The sequence below is a fragment of the Arthrobacter sp. AOP36-A1-22 genome, assembly GCF_052377615.1.
Classification (GTDB): domain Bacteria; phylum Actinomycetota; class Actinomycetes; order Actinomycetales; family Micrococcaceae; genus Arthrobacter_H.
In genome coordinates this window covers 72,924-89,815 of sequence record NZ_JBQSWX010000004.1, presented here as the reverse complement: position 1 = coordinate 89,815, position 16,892 = coordinate 72,924, and the positions used below count along the sequence as shown (strand labels likewise).

Here is a 16,892-nt window from a genome sequence, read left to right as displayed (position 1 = left end):
TCATCCAGCATTCCTGCACAATAGAAGAATGGAAACCCGGCGTCTGCAATATCTCTACGAACTCTCCCGCATGGGCTCGATGCGCGGGGTCGCCGATCTGTTGGGGACCACGACGTCCACGGTCTCCCAGCAGATCGGTTTATTGGCCCGGGAGACCGGCGCCCGGCTCCTGGAGCCCGACGGTCGCGGGGTGCGGCTGACCCCGGCGGGGCGCCGTCTGGCCGATCATGCCGAGGCCATCCTGACCGCCGTCGATTCGGCGCGCCTGGATCTGGTTCCGGGGGCGGCCCCCTCGGGGACCCTGCGAGTGGCCGGTTTCGCCACGGCGATCCGCACGACCTTGATGCCGATCATCGCCGAACTGGCCGAGCGCCATCCCGGCATGGACATCATGGTCTTCGAACACGAACCGGCGGAGGCGCTGAAACTCCTCGGCGTGGACCAGATCGATCTGGCCCTGACCTATGACTACAACTTGGCGCCCGACCAGGTCGACGCGGGGGTGGACACCTTGCCACTGTGGAGCACCCCGTGGGGCCTCGGCGTACCGACGGCCGCCGCCCACCGGTTCGGGTTCTTTCCCGCCACAGGCACCCAAGACAGGTCGGGGACCACCGCCCCGGATGCGGCCACGGTCTTCTCGGCCTTCCGCGACCACGACTGGATCGGGAATTCACGCAATATCGCCGACGAGACGGTGTTGCGCATCATCTCCTCGATGGCCGGATTCGAACCGGCGCTGCGCCACCAGTCCGACAGCCTGGACCTGGTCGAGGACCTCATCCTGGCTGGTCTCGGCGTCGGGTTGTTGCCCCAGAACCGGCCACCGCGGGAGGGGATCACCATCCTGGAACTGCATGATCCAGAGGTCAGGCTGCGTGCCTTCGCCCGCATCCGGCGCGGTCGCAGCGCCTGGCCGGCCCTGGCACTGGTCCTGGAACGGATCAGTGCTTGACGTAGCCGCTGCGCCCCGCCACCATCCCCGCCGGGAGTTGGACGACCAGGGCCACGAGCAGGACCCAGAGCAACGTCGTCCAGCTGCCCGTGAGGTCGTGCAGCACCCCGGCCAACAGCGGTCCGCTGGCCGACATGGAGTAGCCGATGGTCTGGGACATGGCGCCCAGTTCAGCGGTTGCCGAGCCGCCGCGGGCCCTCAGCAACGGCAACGAGAAGCCGACGCCGGTCATGATCCCGAAGCCCACGCCCATCAGCAGCATCCACAGCAGGGTCGGCCCGGTGGGCGCCACCAGGACACCGATGATCCCCGCGACGGTCAACAGGGTCCCTGCCACGGCCCCGCCGATCTGCGAATGGTGGCGGGCCACGGCGATCGAGGAGATCAGGGCCGGAACGATGGCCGCCAGGTTGGCGATCGACAGGGCGTTGCCGGCTGCGGCGGCAGGCATCCCCGCATCCATGAGGATCACGGGCAACCAGGCGTTGGCCGTATAGAAGACCAGGGAGAGCACCGCGAAATACACGGTCACCGCCCAGGCCAACGGCTGGCGCCAGACGGAGACCCCGCCGTCGTGCGTTTGAAGGTGTCCGGCACCGGTGGCCGGTTGCTTGCTTCCGCGCAGGAAAGGCATCCAGACGGCCAGGCCGATGATCGGCAGGACCCCCCAGAGGGCCAGCGCACCGGACCAGTCCAGGCCCAATGCGCGCTGCAGCGGCAAGGTCAGGCCGGCGGCCGCTGCCGGGCCGGTGAACAGGGCGGTGGTGTACAGCCCGGTGAGGATCCCGGTGCGTCCGGCGTAGTCGCGTTTGATCAGGGCCGGGAGCAGGACGTTGCCGAAGGTGATGCCCACGCCGACCAGCGCCATCCCGGCGAAGAGGAATCCGGTGCCCGGCAGCATCCGCAGCCCGGTGCCGGCCAGGATGATGACCAGTGCACCGGAAATCGTGCGTTCGATGCCGAAGCGGCGTCCGATCCGTGGTGCCTGGGAGGAGAGCAGGACGAAACTGAGCAACGGGGTGGAGGTCACCAGCCCGGCGATGGCCGAGGAGAAGCCCAGCGATTCCTGGATCTGCCCGATCAACGGGGCCACGGCGGTGATCGGCGGGCGGAGGTTCAGGCCCACCACGACGACGGCTACCGCGGCGAACCACAACGGCACCAGCGAACGGTGCGGGGCCGCGGAGGGCTCCTCCGGTGCCGTTCCGGCGCCGGGTTGGGCGGTCGATGGTGCAGCGGTCGATGGTGCGGCGGTCGATGGTGCGGTCTCTGCTGGGTTCATCGTCGTCCTTCGGTGGTGGGGCCCGACCAGCCTAGAAGGACCCTGCTACCCTTTCAACATGGCCAATAACGAGTTTGAGCATTACAAAGGGTGGGCGGTTGACCTCGCCGTCGACCTCGTGAACACGGCGGCGACCGATGATGACCGGCTGCGCGATTCGGCGGACGTGGCCGAACTACTGGCCAGACACCATGTGGCGGCGCGCCGCCCGGCCACCGACGACGATGCCGCCCATCTGCGGGCCGTCCGGGGGCAACTGCGCGTGGTGATGGACGCCGCCGAGATCGGCCAGGCCGCCCCGGCACTGAATTCCCTGGCCGCCGAGGGAGGGTGCACCCCACGGCTTTCCAACCATGACGGGCACGACTGGCATCTGGACCACCACATTCCGGGAGACCTGCTGTGGCGGCACGTCGCCGCCGAATGCGCTGCCGGACTCATGGACTTCATCCTGCGGCATTCCCCGCGACGGCTGCGCAGCTGCGCAGCATCCGACTGCTCCCGCTACTTCGCCGACCGCACCCGCAACGCCTCGGCACGTTTCTGCCCGCAACGCGGCTGCGCGAACAGGACCCGGGTGCGCAGGCACCGCCAGGCCAGGGAACTGTAATGCCCTAATCTTCCGCCGGGGCGTTCCCCGGTGGTGAAGAACACACCCTCAGAGGCGTTCGCGGATCAGGGCGCAGGCACTGGGGATGGGTTCGATGATCTCCACGGCACCGCCCGTGGCCAGCCGACGGGCCGCCTCACTCAACGGTCCCCCGGCGATGATGACGGCGCGGGCGCCGGCCGCCCAGGATCGAAGTGCCGCGCTCTGCAGTTCGGCGAATTGTGCCTCGGGGTCGGTGGCCAGCTGCAACGGGCCCGCGGCAGTGGTCTCGACCCCGCAGAAAAGCCCCGCCTCGGCATGCTCGTCGGCGAGCCGTTCCAAAGAGGAAACCAGACGAGGAGTGGTGGTGGCCATCCCGAACCGTCGGCCGCCCCGGGCCGCGGCCAGGATGGATGCCTGGCCGATGCCGACGACGGGGATCCCCAGTTCCCGGGCCAACCGGCCACGGCCCGGGTCCCCGAAAGCCGCCACGACGACGCCGGCCACCCGGCTGCCTTGGTCCGAGGCCAGGATCTCGTGGACGGTGCGGCAGACTTCGGTCGCTGCCTCGGCCAGGGCCCCGGAGTCCAGGATCATCCGTGGTCCGGAGCGGGCCGTGACCGCGCGCAGTTCATATCCCGAGCCGGCCAGCTCCCGCCCGGCGATGTCGGCCATCAGGGCGGTGGTGTCCTCGTTGGTGTTCGGATTGACCAGCAGCACCAGGCCGCCGGTTCCGGCCGGGGTGGTCATCACGGGTGGCGGACCCCGGACCCCTCGAGCACCGCCGCATAGCCTTCCCGGTAGCTCGGATAGGAATACGTGTAGCCGCTGGCACGGAGCAGGTCGCCCCGCAGGCGTTTTCCTGCCGGCTCCCCCGGGTTCGGTGCTTCCTGCCAGGGCATCCCCAGGCGTCCGGCGAGGAAGGAGAGCACCTGCAGCTGGCTGACCGGCTCCTCGTCGACGCCCAGATACAGCGGGCCCGGCGCATCCACGGCGGTGGCCAGATGCACGATCGCTCCTGCCGCGTCGTCGCGGTGGATGCGGTTGGTATAGCGCCCGGGGACGGACGGGTCGACCTCCCCGGTGCGTACCTGGTCGATCAGGCGCGTCCTGCCGGGCCCGTAAATACCTGACAGGCGCAGCACGGTGCCCTGGGGGGCACGGGCGGCCAGCAGCTCTTCGGTTTCACAGAGCACCGCGGCCGTGGCTGTTGGCGGATCCACGGGGCTTACCTCGTCCATCCATGCCCCGTCGACGTTGGGGTAGACCGCCGTGGAAGAGACCAGAATGATGCGTTCGGGGCGCACACCGTCACGTTCGAGTGCATTCAGGACGTTGGCCAGCCCCTCCCGGTAGACCTGCCGGTAGGCGTCCGCGTTGCGTGCCCCCGCCGCCGGCGCCACGACCACGATGCTGGTGTCAGCCGGCACGGGAGGCAATTCGCCGGTCAGGTCCGCGACCACCGGCTCGATGGCCCCGGGCAGCACCTCGGGCGAACGCCGCCAGCCGACGACGCGATGTCCGAGCGCGGCGAAGCGTAGTCCTGCTTCGGTCCCCACATCGCCACATCCGGCCATCAAAACAGTCATGTTTGGTTTTCTCCTTGAAGAAGTTTCGGGCCTTCCATCCTATGCGTGGTGACAAACTCCAGGCTTCGGTAGACCACCCGGAGGACCGTTGACGACTTCAGATGGTCACGTACTCGTGGGTAAGCAGATTTTTCCACCCGTTCTACATAGGATGCGGATCATCACGTCTTGTGTCCCGGGCCGCCGAGTACCGGGAGGTCTCTCCAGGGGAAACGATGAACTTTTCACCACGCCGTCCCGTGGCACGCTGCGTCGTGGCACTGGTATCGCTGGTCCTGTTCACGGCCTGCGCCGCACCCGCACCCGGACCCCATACGCCACCCCCCGAGAGCACTACCGCCACCCCGAGTGCCGCGGCCACCGATTCGACCCGGATCCGGATGCTGGTGCGTTCCGTGGCCGATGGCTATTTCGAGTTCGAGGCGCCACCGACCTGGACCGTGGAGAAGCTGGAGGTCGATCCTCTGCTGGCCCACCGCCCCGAGGCCGGCCACCTCCGGGTCCTGAATGAAGAGGGCAAGGTCATGGCGGAGTTCGTCTCCGGCGACGCCCCGATGGCGGAGGCGGAAACCGGCGATCAGGACCGGCCCTACACCAGGTTCGATTCGGCCCCGACGTTCATCGAGGACCACGCATTCGTCTACGACGCACTGGGCAAGGACGGTTCGGACGCCTCGATGGCCCTGAGCCCGCAGGAGGAATCCGATGATGAAGTCTCCGCCCTGCCCCGCCGCTTTTCCTATGTGGGCGGCAGCGGCGTGTTCCGCCGGGAGATCGGACCGGATACCCCGCTGGCCGGGGTGTCTTCGAAGCTGAAGGGGACGAAGCGGCTGGAGGCCTACACCCGCACCCATGAATACCTGCAGATCAAGGCGATGCTCACCTCGCTGCAGCAAGCCAAGACGACGCATGTCTCCCCGCCGTGACTTCCGGGTCCGTCACCGCATCCCGGCTGCACTACCCGGCCCTTCCAGAGTCATGAACTCATCCCCCTTGATTCTCCTCATCAGTCGCCTCCGGGCGCGCGGCCCGTGGCGGATGACCGGCCTCCCCCCCAACTGAGAGGCGTAGGCTGAAGCCGCGGTTTTCTTTCACTGTGGGGGGCAGCGAGCATGGGCATGAATTCGAACATCGATATCGCTTCGCTGAATATTGCTGAGCTCACGAGCCTTTCGATCCTCATCGTCGTGCTCACCGTGGGCGTACTCGTTTGTTCTGCACGCATTGCGGTTCGGAACAAGTACCGCAAGCTCGACGAGAGTTCCTTCGGGCCCGGGGTTTCCACGGCTGAAGTCGAGAATCATCAGGTACCCACCCCACTGATGAACCGGGCCACTGGATCCACTGGTACCGGCAGGAGGAGTCCCTGATCGGTGCATCCAGGTGACCCATTGAACCCAGGTCGGCTCGCGGGACCTGCCCCGCGCTGTGCGTTACTCGCCCGTCATGGTGCGCCGGGCACCTCCCTGCCCTGTCGGGTGGACGTTGACGACGGCGGACTGATGATCGAGTTCCGTGCAGTTCCCATCAAGACCCCGGGCAGCCAAGGTCGCCGACCGAGCGGCCTGGCAGTAGCGTGGAGAGAACCAGCCTCCGGGCACCTCGACCAGCGGGAGTTCCACCCAATAATGAAAGTCGCAGCCTTCCTCGTCGCCACCATCGCCGGCACCCTGGCCGTCCTGTGCGCGACCTACGGTGCAGGCCAGGCGGCCCCGGGGTCGCCGGTGCCTGCGATGGTGGCCGGCCTGGGCCTGCTCGTGGTCCTCGGCTCGCTGTTCTGGTGGGGATTCCGGCGGGCCTTGTCCGTGGCCAGCATCCGACGCCGCGAGGGTTCCGCCCTGTTCTGGACCGCCGAGGCCCGGCAGCTGGTCGGCCATAAATTCGCCCTGGTCGGCGCCATCCTCGGCACGGGGCTGGCCGTCAGCGTCATCGCCTTCGCCCTGACCGGCGCCACCGATCTGTCCCCCGAAGCGTTGGGGTCCCTGTCCTTCCAACTGCAGATGGTGTTTGTGGTGGCCGGCCTCACGACCATCATCGTCACGTTCGAGTTGAACAGCGCCCTGCGCAACGCCGCCGAAGCCGCCCCCGGGGAGATGCCCCGGATCAACCAGGCGGTCCTGGGCGGCAAGGACGTCGACCTCACCGACCCTCAACGGCGTGCGGCGAACCGCATGGCGCTCGTCGTCCCGGTCGTCCTGCCGTTGCAGAAATTCGGGTTGTTCTACCTCTACGGCTATTTCGCCACCGCCTTCATCGAGACGCTCCTGACCGGTGAACGCCAGGTGATGCCCGCCGTGCTCCTGGTCTTCATGGGCGTCGTCGTACTCATCTACCTTCCCCATCTGGCCCGGCAGATCCGCCATGCCAGCCATTACGCCCGCACCAACACGCCCCAGCCCGCCCACTGAACGCCCAGACGCCCGGGGCACGAGGACTACCCTCGGCCCCATCGCCGACCCACGGGAGAACAGTCCTCCAGATGAAACCCACCCTCTTCCAACTCCACCTCCTGCTGGCAACGCCCGTGGTCCTGCTCGGGACCCAGGTCGCCGGCCAGCTGGCCCCGGCCTCCCCGGCTCCGGCCCTGTTGTCCGGCCTGGGCCTGTTGCTGCTGTTCGCGGCGCCGCTCTGGTGGCGGCTCAGGCATGCCTTCTCGGAACCCAACCCATTGGGTGGCGGCCCTCCGGAGCAGATCTGGACCGCGGATACGGCCTCTGAGGTCTTCGCCCGTAATTTCGCCCGGACCGGAATCCTCCTCGGGGTGGCCCTGGCGATCAGCGTCATCGTCTTCGCCCTGACCGGTGCCCACGAGCCACCGGACCAGGCGTTGGAGGTGCTCTCCTACATCATCCAGGGGCTCTTCGTGTTGACGGCCTTCACGCTCACCATCACCTCCGTGCCGTTGGATACCGCCTCCCATGACGCGGTCGGTGACTCCCGGAAGTCCATGAAGCGGATCAACCAGGTGGCCTTGGGCGGCAAGGACCTCCCCCTCACCGAGCACGATCGACTGGTGGCCCTCCGCGTGGCGATCGTGGCACCGCTCAGGCTGCGTCTACGGGGCTTCGGCATCACCTTCTTCCTCGCGTTCCTCGCCGTGGGCTTCGGCAGGAACATCGCGCTGGGCGAGGGCGACATCTTCGACTTCCTCCTCCCGGCCCTGCTTCTTCTGCTCGCCCTCATCCGGATCCCCTATGTGGCCGGGCAGTTACGTCGGGCCCGCCACTACGCCAGCGAAAACCTTCCCCGTCCTCTCGCCGAACGCTCAAGCGCCAACGTGGAGGACCGATGAAAACGTGGTTCTTCCTGACCTACACCATCAGCGGAACCGTGCTCGTCCTGTTCGCGGCCCTGGGCGCCGGCCAGTTGGCGCCCGGGTCCCCGGTTCCTGCCCTGGTGACCGGGCTGGGGCTCTTGGTGATCCTGGGGTTCCCGCTCTGGTGGCGGCTCAGGGACGCCTTTTCCACACCGGATCCGCTGCGTGGCGGACGGGCCATCGCCTCCTGGGCGGAAGCCACCCCGGTCATCTTCGCCCGCAGGTTCGCCCTGGTCGGCGCCGTCCTCGGCGGTGGGCTGGCGATCAGCGTCGTCCTCTTCGCCTGGTTCGGCGCCACCAATCCACCCGCCGCGGCGTTTGAAACACTGCTCGGGTACCTCCAGGCGCTGTTTCTGGCCGCCGCCTTCACGGCCATCTTCTCCGCGACGTCCGTGGGGCAGGCACTGCTGCGTGCCGCAGGAAACAGCCAGGAGCAGTTGAAAAGGATCAACCAGGTGGTCCTGCGCGGTCGGGAGATGGACCTGGACGGACAGGAGCAGATCCACGCCGCCCGCGTCGCCTCGGTCCTGCCGGTGTCCGTCCCGTTGCAGACCTACGGTTTCGGTTACCTCTTTGCCTCGACGGGCACGATCTTCGCCCGCCAAGCCCTCGTGGGTCAGGGCGGTTTCTTCGGTATCCTCTTCCTGATCCTGCTGGTGATCTTCGTGGCGGTTCTGGTGCCCCGCACCATGCGCCAGGTGCGCAAGGCCCGCCGCTACGCCAACAAGCACGCCGGTCTGCTCGCCGAATGAAACTGCCCTACCGTTGCCCCGCCTTGGACCTCCACAGCAGATACACGAAATAGGGGGTCCCCACCAGGGCGGTCATGATGCCCGCGGGGATTTGCGCCGGGGCGATGACCGTACGCCCGATCGTATCGGCCAACACCACCATGCAGGCCCCCAGCAACGCGGCAACCGGCAGAACCCGGGCATGGCGTGATCCGACCAGGCTCCTGGCCGCATGCGGTGCAACCAGACCGACGAAGGCAATAACCCCCACCGATGACACGGCGCCGGCCGTCAGCATCACGGCCGTGGCGAGCAGGACCAACCTCGCCGGGGCCAGGCTGATGCCCAAGACCCGCGGCGAATCGTCATCTACGGCCAGCAGGTCCAGGTCACGACGCGCCCCGGCCAGCACCGGCAGCGCGAGCAGCAGCGCCACCAGGGGCGGCAGCACCGAGTCGAAGCTGCGCCCATAGGTCGAGCCGGAGAGCCAGGTCAACGCCTTGGCCTGGTTATGCGGGTCGGTGGAGACCAGGATGATGGCCACCAGGGCCGCCAGCCCGGCGGAGATCCCGACGCCGATGAGGACCAACCGGTTTTGTTGCAGCCCACCGCGGAAGGCCAACCCGAACACCAACACGGCGGTCAGGGTCGAACCCGCCAGCGCCGAGCCGGTGATCAGCCAGGCCCCGGCCAACGGCACCGTGGTGATCACCGCAATGGCCGCCAGTCCCCCACCCGCGGAGACGCCGAGCAAACCGGGTTCGGCCAAGGGATTACGTGAGATGGCCTGGATCAGGGCGCCGGCGAACGCCAGGGCGGCCCCGGCCAACAAGGCCACCACAACCCGCGGCAGCCGGGTGTTCAGGACGGCGGTGACCGTCGGGCCCGCGTTCCCCATCAGCCAGTTCGACAGATCCCCGAGCAACAGTTTTGCGTCCCCCAGCAACGCCCCGGCCCCGAGCAAGCCCACCAGCAGGACCACGAGCCCGGCCACCACCGCCAGATACCTGGCCGGAGACCTCAGCTTCGCCAGGGTATCGCCCATCATGGCCGTTCCGGCATCTCTCATCCGGTAGGCCAGCACCACCAGGAACACCGCCCCGAACACCGTGGTGACGGCTCCGGTGGGCACCTCCACCCCGGCTGCGGCCCCCAGGATCAGGCGCACCAGCACATCCGCACCGATCACCACGATGGCCCCGACCAGTCCGGAGACCGGCAGCAACGCCCGGTGTCGTATGAGTCCGTCGACCCTCGTGGCCAGCAACCTCACGATCGCCGGGGCACAGAGCCCGACGAAGCCGATGGGGCCGGCAATGGTGACCGAACAGGCGGCGAGCAGGACCGCCAGAACGACGGCGGCAATTCGTCCGGCCCGCGGGTCGGCTCCCGCCAGCCGGGAGGCATCATCGCCCAGCGAAAGCAGATCCAACCGGCGGGCCAGCAGGAGCAGACCCACCGCACCGAGCAGGATCAGCGGGGAGAATTCGCGTAGATCGGTGCTGCTGGTATGCCCGATGCTGCCACTGCCCCAGGCCAGCAGCCCGGTGGTTTCCTGGTTGAAGAGCAGCAACAGCGCCGAGGTCACCGAGGACAATCCCAGCGCGATGGCGGTTCCGGCCAGCACCAGACGCATGGGCCCGCCGCTGCCGGAACCTCCCGCCCCGGAGAGCCCCAGGACCAGCAGGGCGGCGGCCAGACCGCCGATGAAGGCCAGCCCGCCGGAGGCCAGCGAAGGCAGGGCCACCCCGAAGGCCGCGACGGCGACGATGACCAGATGGGCCCCGGCGTCGACCGCCAGGGTGTCCGGGGAGGCCAGCACGTTGCGGGTGGCCGATTGCAGCCCGGCCCCGGCGAATCCCAGCGCCACCCCGACGAGCAACCCGGCCAGCAACCGCGGAATGCGTGAGGCCTGCAGGACGGCGGTCTGCTGGTCGGTGCCTTCCCCGCTCAGGATCCGCAGCAGATCGGCCGCCCCCACGGTGGCGGTGCCCTGGCCCAGGTGGATCAGCCCCAGCAGGACCAGCAGGCCCAGCCCGCTGGCGGCGACCACGGCGATCCCCCGGCCCCGGCGTCCCGGCGTCGTCCGCCGTTCTGGGTCCTGGGGCGGGGAGGCCCGTTCGGTGTCGAGACTCATCCGGCGTTCAGGAAGCGGTGAGGGTGGAGACCAGGGACTTGACATATTGAGTCATCGAGGAGGGGCCGCCGAACATCCAGATCCCGTCATCGAGGCGCTCCACGTTCCCGTCCTGCACGAAAGGCAGTGACGTCCACACCGCATTATCCTTCAGCGCGTCGGTGAAGTCCCCGTCGACGGGGCTGCCGATGTAGACAAAATGGTCGGTTTTTAGTTTGGTCAGCGCCTCGACGTCGGTCGTGGCGAGCCCATAGGCGGGGTCGCCCTCCAGGGTCCATGGTGCTTCCAGGCCCAGCTCGGTATTGATATCCGTCAGCAACGATCCTGCGGGGTAGGGCCTCAGGGACACCTGGCCGTCGGCGACCCAACCGTCGGTGAAGGCCACGCGGGCCCCGTCCAGCCCGGCATCTGCGAGGGTGTCCCGCCCCTCGGCGACGGCCTTCTCATAGTCGTCGATGGTCGCCGCGGCGGCTTCCTCGGTGCCGGTGGCCTGAGCGATCAGGTCCAGGTTCTCGGTGGCCTGGTCAATTTGCCGGCTGGCATCGGCCGGGGTGATCACGAAGACCGGGGCCAGGTCCTCGAGCTGGGCGATGACGTTCTCCGGCAGATCCGTGGTGGCCACGATCAGATCCGCGTCCAGCGAAGCAACGGTCTCGAAGCTGGGCTCGCCCCGGGTGCCGATGTCGGTGACCGTATCGTCCAGGGGTTCGGCTGTCACCCAGTCGGTGTAGCCCTTGACGTCGGCCACCCCGACGGGCATCACTCCCAGGGCGACCAGGTCCTCCACGACAACCCATTCGGTGCCGACGACCCGGGTGGCCGGCGCGTCGAGTTCGATCTTTTTTCCACGGGTGTCCGTCAGGGTGACCGGGCCGGCGGACTCGGCCGGGGCCTGACCGTCAGCGGTGCTCCCGGCGGGTTCTTCGGTGGTACCGCAACCGGTCAGCAGCAGGGTCGCAGTGGTCAGGATGAGCAGGGGGCGCAGGAGCTTCATGGGGCAGGGGTTCCTTCGGATCGGTGGTCGGAGGCAGGGGTGTTCCACCGCCGGGGCGGGCGGCGGGCGTGAAGCCGGCAGGTTAGACGAGCGCGCCGGCGCGTTTGCCGAGGGCGTGGGTGCGAAGCCGTCCCGTGAACGGGTCGGTATGGGTGACGACGTCGATGCCGTAGACCCTGCTCAGCAGCCCGGATTCCAGGGCTTGCTCGGCCGGGGCGTTGGCGAGGATGCGGCCTTCGGAGAGGACGGCGATGCTGTCGGCAATATCGGCGGCTTCGTCGAGGTCATGGAGGACGACGCCGATGGCCACCTGATGGTCGCGTGCCAAATCGTGGATCAGGTCGAAGATTTCGACCTTATAGCGCAGGTCCAGATGGTTGGTCGGCTCGTCGAGCAGCAGGATCGAGGTGTCCTGGGCCAGGCAGCTGGCCAGCCAGACGCGTTGGAGCTGACCTCCTGAGAGTTCATGGACACCGCGGTTCGCCAGCTCGGTGATCCCCGTCAGCTCCATGGCGTGTTCGATCGCTGCCGCCCCGTCGGGGTCGGCCGCCCGCCAGCGTCCCCGATAGGGGTGCCTGCCGAATTCCACGACGTCGCGCACACTGAGCCCGTTCGGGACCGGACGGCTTTGCGCCAGCAAGGTCACCCGTTGGGCGAACTCACTACGTTTGAGGGCCAGGGCATCGGTGCTGGCACTGGCTTCTTCCAGCTGCAGGGCCCCTGACTCGGCATCATGCAGCCGGGCCAAAGCGCGCAGGAGCGTCGATTTGCCGCTGCCGTTGGGGCCCACCAGCGCCAGGATGCGGCCGGGTTCCAGCGTGAGGAACGCATGGTGGACGACGTCGGTGCTTCCGTAGCGCAGGTTCAACCCGTCGGCCGTGAGCATGACATTAGGTTTATTGGACATCACGCAAACATATTAGCTTAGGCTCACCTTACTGACCAACCTGTGGTGTGATCCGCATCGGTGTGGGAACCCCATGCCCGGAACCGTGAGCTACTCCCCCGCCACATCGCGGCGCAGTTCGCGTTTGAGGATCTTATGGCTGGGCCCCAGCGGGAACTGGCCGACGAAGCGGATGCGCCGCGGGTATTTATGCTTGGCCAGCCGGGTCCTGCTCCAGGCGATGATGTCCTCCGCGGTGGGCTCTGCGCCGTCGTCCCCGGTATCCCTGATGACCACGGCACAGATCTCCTCGCCGCGTTCCTCGTCGGGAACCCCGATGACCGCTACCTGCTCGATGCCGGGGCAGCGGGAGAGGACCTCTTCGACCTCTCGCGGGTAGACGTTGAATCCGCCGCGGATGATGACGTCCTTGGTGCGGTCGAGCACCGTGATGAAGCCGTCGTCGTCCATGGTGCCCAGGTCCCCCGTGCGGAACCAGCCCTCGATCATCGCCGCTTCGGTGGCTTCCGCGTTGCCGAGGTAGCCGGCGAAGACGTTATGCCCGCGCACCAGGATCTCACCCAGTTCGCCATGGGGCAGTTCGGCAAGGGTCTCGGGGGTCGTGCGGTCGCTGATCATGACGTCGACACCCCAGATCGCCGGCCCCACGGTGCCCGGTTTCACACCGGCGTTAGGGGTGTTCGTGGAGACCACCGGTGAGGTTTCCGAGAGGCCGTAGCCCTCAAAGATGGTCACGTCGAAGGCGGCGTTGAACCGCTCCATCAACGTCTGCGCCATGGCAGCTCCCCCGGAGACGCAAAGCCTGAGTCTCAGTAGTTCGGATTCGCCCTCGGCGGAGGCGAGCAGCTGGTGGAACATGGTCGGCACACCATGGAAGACGTCGACCTGGTGCTCGCGGATCAACCCCAGCGCCCCGGCGCCGCTGAACCGGGGCAGCAGCACCAGGGTGGCGCCGAGCCGGAAGACTGCGTTCATGCTCGCGGTCTGCCCGAAGACGTGGAAGAGCGGCAGGCAGCCCAGCGCCACGTCGTCGTAGTGGACGTCGTTGGCGTCCACCGCCGATACGGTCGCGTTCATCACCATGTTCACCTGCGTCAGGATGGCCCCCTTGGGGGTGCCGGTGGTCCCCGAGGTGTAGAAGACGACGGCGGGGTCCTCGGCTTCACGCGCCACATAGTGGGCCAGCTTCGCCGGTTCCAGTCCAGCGTCCAGGCCCGGGTCTTCCGCGTCCGGCTGTGGCCAGGCGCTGGTCACCACCGGGATCCCCACTTCCGCGGCCGCGGGACCTCCGACCGGCAGGAAGGAGGGGTGGCAGATCAGCATCGTGGCGCCACTGTCGGCCAGCACGTGCACGACCTCCGGGACGGTGAGCAGCAGGTGGACCGGTACGACCACCCCGCCGGCGGCGAGCACGGCATAATAGGAACGTGGGAAGTCCACGACGTTGGGGCTCATGATGGCCACCGCGTCACCGGCGCGGATCCCGGCACCGGCCAACGAGGCCGCCTGTTGAAGCGCTTGGCCCCATAGCTGTGCGTAGGTGTAGGACGTTCCTTCGCTGATCACTGCCGTCTTCTGCGGATACTTGCGCGCCGACCCTTCCAGAACGGCGGCGAGGGATAATGCTGTCATGCCGGGTTTTCCTTCCTGGGATCCGATACGGATGGGGCTGCCAGCAGGGCGGCCACCGAGGTTTCCAGCACTGCTCTGGCGTCGGCAACGGAACGTTCCAGGTACTGGCGCAGCAGTTGCCAGCTGGCCCAGTCGGAGGCGACGACCAGGGCCGCGACGAGTCGTTCCCGCTCCCCCGCCTCATGCCGATCAAGTTCTTCGGCGAAATGGGCTTCGATTTCTGCGCGAATTCTCTCCAGGTTCTGACGCAGATTCTGTTGCAGCACGGGTGAGAAGGGGCGTTGCACATCGGCTGCCCGCGCCAGTGGTGCCAGTTCCTCCAAGGCTGCGGCCCGGTGGCGCGCGTAGGCCTGGATGCGTGCGGGCAGGCCGGTGCCCTCGGGCGGCGGGGTGAAGGCCGAGGCCCGGTCATCGAGTTGTCGGCGGGCGGAGGCGGCCATCACCGCCTCCATATCGGTGAAGTGGCCCCAGAGCGTCCGGGGGGACACCCCCGCGCGTTCAGTCACCTGGCGGGCGGTGGGTTTGAGTTCCCCGTCGGTGATCAGCCCCAAATGGGCGTCGACGATCTGGGAGCGGGTGCGTTCGGCCCGGGCGCTGCGGCCGTCCACGTCGTTCATGCTCGACCATTTCCCGGGGCGCCCTGGCCGTCCGGGGTCGCCTCGGTCAGCCAGGGGGCCGGTTCCAGCGTCGGATCCCCGGTGGCCCGGGCGTGCTGGCGGAGCCGATCGGCGATCCGGGCGCACCCGATCTGCTGGGCGTAGAACATGGGCCCTCCCCGGTAGGCGGGCCAGTTATAGCCTTTGACCCAGATGAGGTCGATGTCCCCGGGGCGTTCGGCGATGTCCTCGGCGAGAATCCGGGCACCTTCGTTGATCATCGGGTAGAGCAGCCGTTCGAGGATCTCCGCGGAGTCGATTTCCCGGCGTTCGATCCCCTGTTCGGCGCTGGCAGCTTCGATGATGTCGGTGACTGCGGGGTCCTCCTGACGCTCACGGCCCTGGTAGGCGAAGAAACCTGCTCCGGTCTTTTGCCCGAACCTGCCGGCCTCGCAGAGCGCGTCACTGACGGCAGCTGTGGTGCCCCGGGCCTGGCGGTTGCGCCAACCGATATCCAGCCCGGCCAGATCGGCCATGGCAAACGGGCCCATGCGGAAACCGAAACCGGTCAACGCGTCATCGACCTGCCCCGGAAGCGCCCCTTCCAGCAATAAGGCCTCGGCCTGGCGGGCGCGGACTTCGAGCATCCGGTTGCCCACGAACCCATGGCAGACCCCCACCACGACGGGGCATTTGCCCAGCCGCCGGGCCAAGGAAACCGCTGTGGCGAGAACCCGGGTCTCGGTGGCCTCCCCCCGGACGACTTCCACCAGTTCCATCACATTCGCGGGGCTGAAGAAGTGCATTCCCAGCACGCGGCCGGGATGGGCCGTGGTGGCGGCGAGTGCGTCCACATCGAGGTAGGAGGTGTTCGTGGCCAGTACTGCGTCCTCGCTGGCGTGGGCATCCAGTCGGGCGAAGATCTCTTTTTTGACGTCCAGGTCCTCAAAGGCCGCTTCGATGATGAGGTCTGCCGAGGCCAGGTCGGCGTAGTCGAGGCTTCCGCTGATGCGAGCAAATTGTTCGTTGGCCCTCTGGGGGCTGCGGCTGCCGTGGGAGACCGAAACGTCCAGAGTCGCCCGGACCTGGGTCAGGCCGCGGTCCAGGGCTTCGGCAGAGGTTTCCACCACGGTGACCGGAACCCCCGCGGTGGCCAGGGCCAACGCGATGCCCCCGCCCATGGTCCCGGCACCGATGACTCCGGCATGCCGCACGTCGCGGGCGGCTGTTTCTCCCGGGGCGGTGGCGAGGGCCCGGGGCGTGCGGCTGGCCCGTTCGGCGGCGAAGAGGTGGCGACCGGCCGCCGATTCGTCGCTGGCCAGCCGCTCCAGGAACTTCTCGCGTTCGAGCTCCGCCCCGGCGTCGAATCCCTGCTCGATGCCTGCGGCGAGGGAGTCCACTGCCGCCCGGGCCGCGAAGGGGTCCTTGGCCTTGCGCAGTGCCGGGGCCGCGAGGCGTTCGATGGTTCCCGGAACGGCTGAAGCTTCGGCGATCCGCCGGTTCAGGTCACGGGTTCTGGTGGGGGGCGTCGACTCGGTTCCGGGCTCCTCGTCGAGCCGGGAAGCCGCCCAGGCGACGGCGGCACAGGAGAAATCCCCACCATCAAGAACCGCGTCGATGAGCCCGTCACCTTCGGCAGTGGCTGCACCGACGCGCGTTCCGGTCAGGATCATGGCCAGTGCCCGTTCGGGCCCGACGAGTCGCGGCAGCCGCCCGGTGCCGCCGGCCCCCGGGATGAGCCCCAAGGTGATTTCCGGCAGCCCGAGCAGGGCCTCGGGGTGGGCGACCCGCCTGTGGGCGGCCATCGCCAATTCCAGCCCCCCGCCCAGGGCCACCCCGGAGATGGCTGCGGTCACCGGCAGGGCCAACGACTCGATCCGGTCCACGAGTTCGGGCAGCGAGATCCTGTCGGTGGAGCCACCGAATTCGGTGATGTCGGCGCCGGCGGAGAAGGCCTTCTCCGTGCCCGTGAGCACCACGGCGCGCACACCTGACAGATCCGCCACGTCATCGAGGGCCTGGGCGATCGCCGTGCGGGCCGCCTGCCCCAGGGCGTTGACCGGCGGAGCCAACAGGGTCAGCAGGACGACGTCGTCGTGCCGGGAGAGGGCGACCCGGGGCGCGGGGCGGGAGCTGCGGTCGGTCATGGAGCCCTTCCGGTGGG

General features: G+C 68.1%; 16 protein-coding genes. 7 read left to right on the top strand and 9 right to left on the bottom strand.

Annotation, left to right across the window (positions count from 1 at the left end; all coding sequences use genetic code 11):
- Positions 1-28 precede the first annotated feature (28 nt).
- On the top strand, positions 29-955 hold the full coding sequence (locus ACT3S2_RS03930; RefSeq protein ID WP_444561268.1) for a LysR family transcriptional regulator: 927 nt from the start codon (positions 29-31) through the stop codon (positions 953-955).
- On the opposite strand, the gene ACT3S2_RS03925 is transcribed toward ACT3S2_RS03930, so the two are convergent.
- Entirely contained in the window at positions 945-2,237 is a 1,293-nt protein-coding gene (locus ACT3S2_RS03925) for a CynX/NimT family MFS transporter (RefSeq protein ID WP_444561267.1), read from the bottom strand. The genes ACT3S2_RS03930 and ACT3S2_RS03925 overlap by 11 nt on opposite strands.
- A gap of 58 nt (positions 2,238-2,295) precedes the next feature.
- Here ACT3S2_RS03925 and ACT3S2_RS03920 point away from each other — a divergent pair, with 58 nt between their 5' ends.
- Positions 2,296-2,847, top strand: a complete 552-nt coding sequence (locus ACT3S2_RS03920) for a CGNR zinc finger domain-containing protein (protein WP_444554971.1) — start codon at positions 2,296-2,298, stop codon at positions 2,845-2,847.
- Between the two features lie 48 nt (positions 2,848-2,895).
- Here the strand turns inward: ACT3S2_RS03920 and ACT3S2_RS03915 are convergent, their stop codons facing one another.
- Both ACT3S2_RS03915 and ACT3S2_RS03910 read right to left on the bottom strand, forming a co-directional pair.
- Positions 2,896-3,576 carry an aspartate/glutamate racemase family protein gene (locus ACT3S2_RS03915; RefSeq protein WP_444554970.1) on the bottom strand — a complete coding sequence of 227 codons (681 nt, stop codon included), beginning with the start codon at positions 3,574-3,576 and terminating at the stop codon, positions 2,896-2,898.
- Complete coding sequence (locus ACT3S2_RS03910; RefSeq protein WP_444561266.1) at positions 3,576-4,415, bottom strand: NAD-dependent epimerase/dehydratase family protein; 840 nt, start codon at positions 4,413-4,415, stop codon at positions 3,576-3,578. Before ACT3S2_RS03910 ends, ACT3S2_RS03915 begins: the two co-directional genes overlap by 1 nt.
- Before the next feature lie 215 nt (positions 4,416-4,630).
- Between ACT3S2_RS03910 and ACT3S2_RS03905 the strand changes: the two genes are divergently transcribed.
- The 5 genes from ACT3S2_RS03905 to ACT3S2_RS03885 all read left to right on the top strand — a co-directional run bounded on the left by ACT3S2_RS03905 (position 4,631) and on the right by ACT3S2_RS03885 (position 8,483).
- Entirely contained in the window at positions 4,631-5,341 is a 711-nt protein-coding gene (locus ACT3S2_RS03905) for a hypothetical protein (RefSeq protein WP_444561265.1), read from the top strand.
- Between the two features lie 192 nt (positions 5,342-5,533).
- Positions 5,534-5,785 carry a hypothetical protein gene (locus ACT3S2_RS03900; RefSeq protein ID WP_444554967.1) on the top strand — a complete coding sequence of 84 codons (252 nt, stop codon included), beginning with the start codon at positions 5,534-5,536 and terminating at the stop codon, positions 5,783-5,785.
- A 258-nt stretch (positions 5,786-6,043) separates the two neighbouring features.
- Entirely contained in the window at positions 6,044-6,823 is a 780-nt protein-coding gene (locus tag ACT3S2_RS03895; RefSeq protein WP_444554966.1) for a hypothetical protein, read from the top strand.
- A 71-nt stretch (positions 6,824-6,894) separates the two neighbouring features.
- Complete coding sequence (locus ACT3S2_RS03890) at positions 6,895-7,707, top strand: hypothetical protein (protein ID WP_444561264.1); 813 nt, start codon at positions 6,895-6,897, stop codon at positions 7,705-7,707.
- On the top strand, positions 7,704-8,483 hold the full coding sequence (locus ACT3S2_RS03885; protein ID WP_444561263.1) for a hypothetical protein: 780 nt from the start codon (positions 7,704-7,706) through the stop codon (positions 8,481-8,483). Before ACT3S2_RS03890 ends, ACT3S2_RS03885 begins: the two co-directional genes overlap by 4 nt.
- A gap of 7 nt (positions 8,484-8,490) precedes the next feature.
- Here the strand turns inward: ACT3S2_RS03885 and ACT3S2_RS03880 are convergent, their stop codons facing one another.
- The 6 genes from ACT3S2_RS03880 to ACT3S2_RS03855 all read right to left on the bottom strand — a co-directional run bounded on the left by ACT3S2_RS03880 (position 8,491) and on the right by ACT3S2_RS03855 (position 16,875).
- Positions 8,491-10,599, bottom strand: coding sequence for an iron ABC transporter permease (locus tag ACT3S2_RS03880; protein WP_444554963.1), 2,109 nt, complete (start codon positions 10,597-10,599; stop codon positions 8,491-8,493).
- A 7-nt stretch (positions 10,600-10,606) separates the two neighbouring features.
- Entirely contained in the window at positions 10,607-11,593 is a 987-nt protein-coding gene (locus ACT3S2_RS03875; protein WP_444561262.1) for an ABC transporter substrate-binding protein, read from the bottom strand.
- Between the two features lie 82 nt (positions 11,594-11,675).
- A complete protein-coding gene (locus ACT3S2_RS03870; protein WP_444554961.1) occupies positions 11,676-12,500 on the bottom strand; it encodes an ABC transporter ATP-binding protein in 825 nt (274 codons plus the stop codon).
- Between the two features lie 90 nt (positions 12,501-12,590).
- On the bottom strand, positions 12,591-14,132 hold the full coding sequence (locus ACT3S2_RS03865) for a long-chain-fatty-acid--CoA ligase (RefSeq protein ID WP_444561261.1): 1,542 nt from the start codon (positions 14,130-14,132) through the stop codon (positions 12,591-12,593).
- A complete protein-coding gene (locus ACT3S2_RS03860; RefSeq protein ID WP_444561260.1) occupies positions 14,129-14,749 on the bottom strand; it encodes a TetR/AcrR family transcriptional regulator in 621 nt (206 codons plus the stop codon). Before ACT3S2_RS03860 ends, ACT3S2_RS03865 begins: the two co-directional genes overlap by 4 nt.
- On the bottom strand, positions 14,746-16,875 hold the full coding sequence (locus tag ACT3S2_RS03855) for a 3-hydroxyacyl-CoA dehydrogenase NAD-binding domain-containing protein (RefSeq protein ID WP_444561259.1): 2,130 nt from the start codon (positions 16,873-16,875) through the stop codon (positions 14,746-14,748). The genes ACT3S2_RS03860 and ACT3S2_RS03855 overlap by 4 nt, the downstream gene beginning before the upstream one ends.
- Positions 16,876-16,892 lie beyond the last annotated feature (17 nt).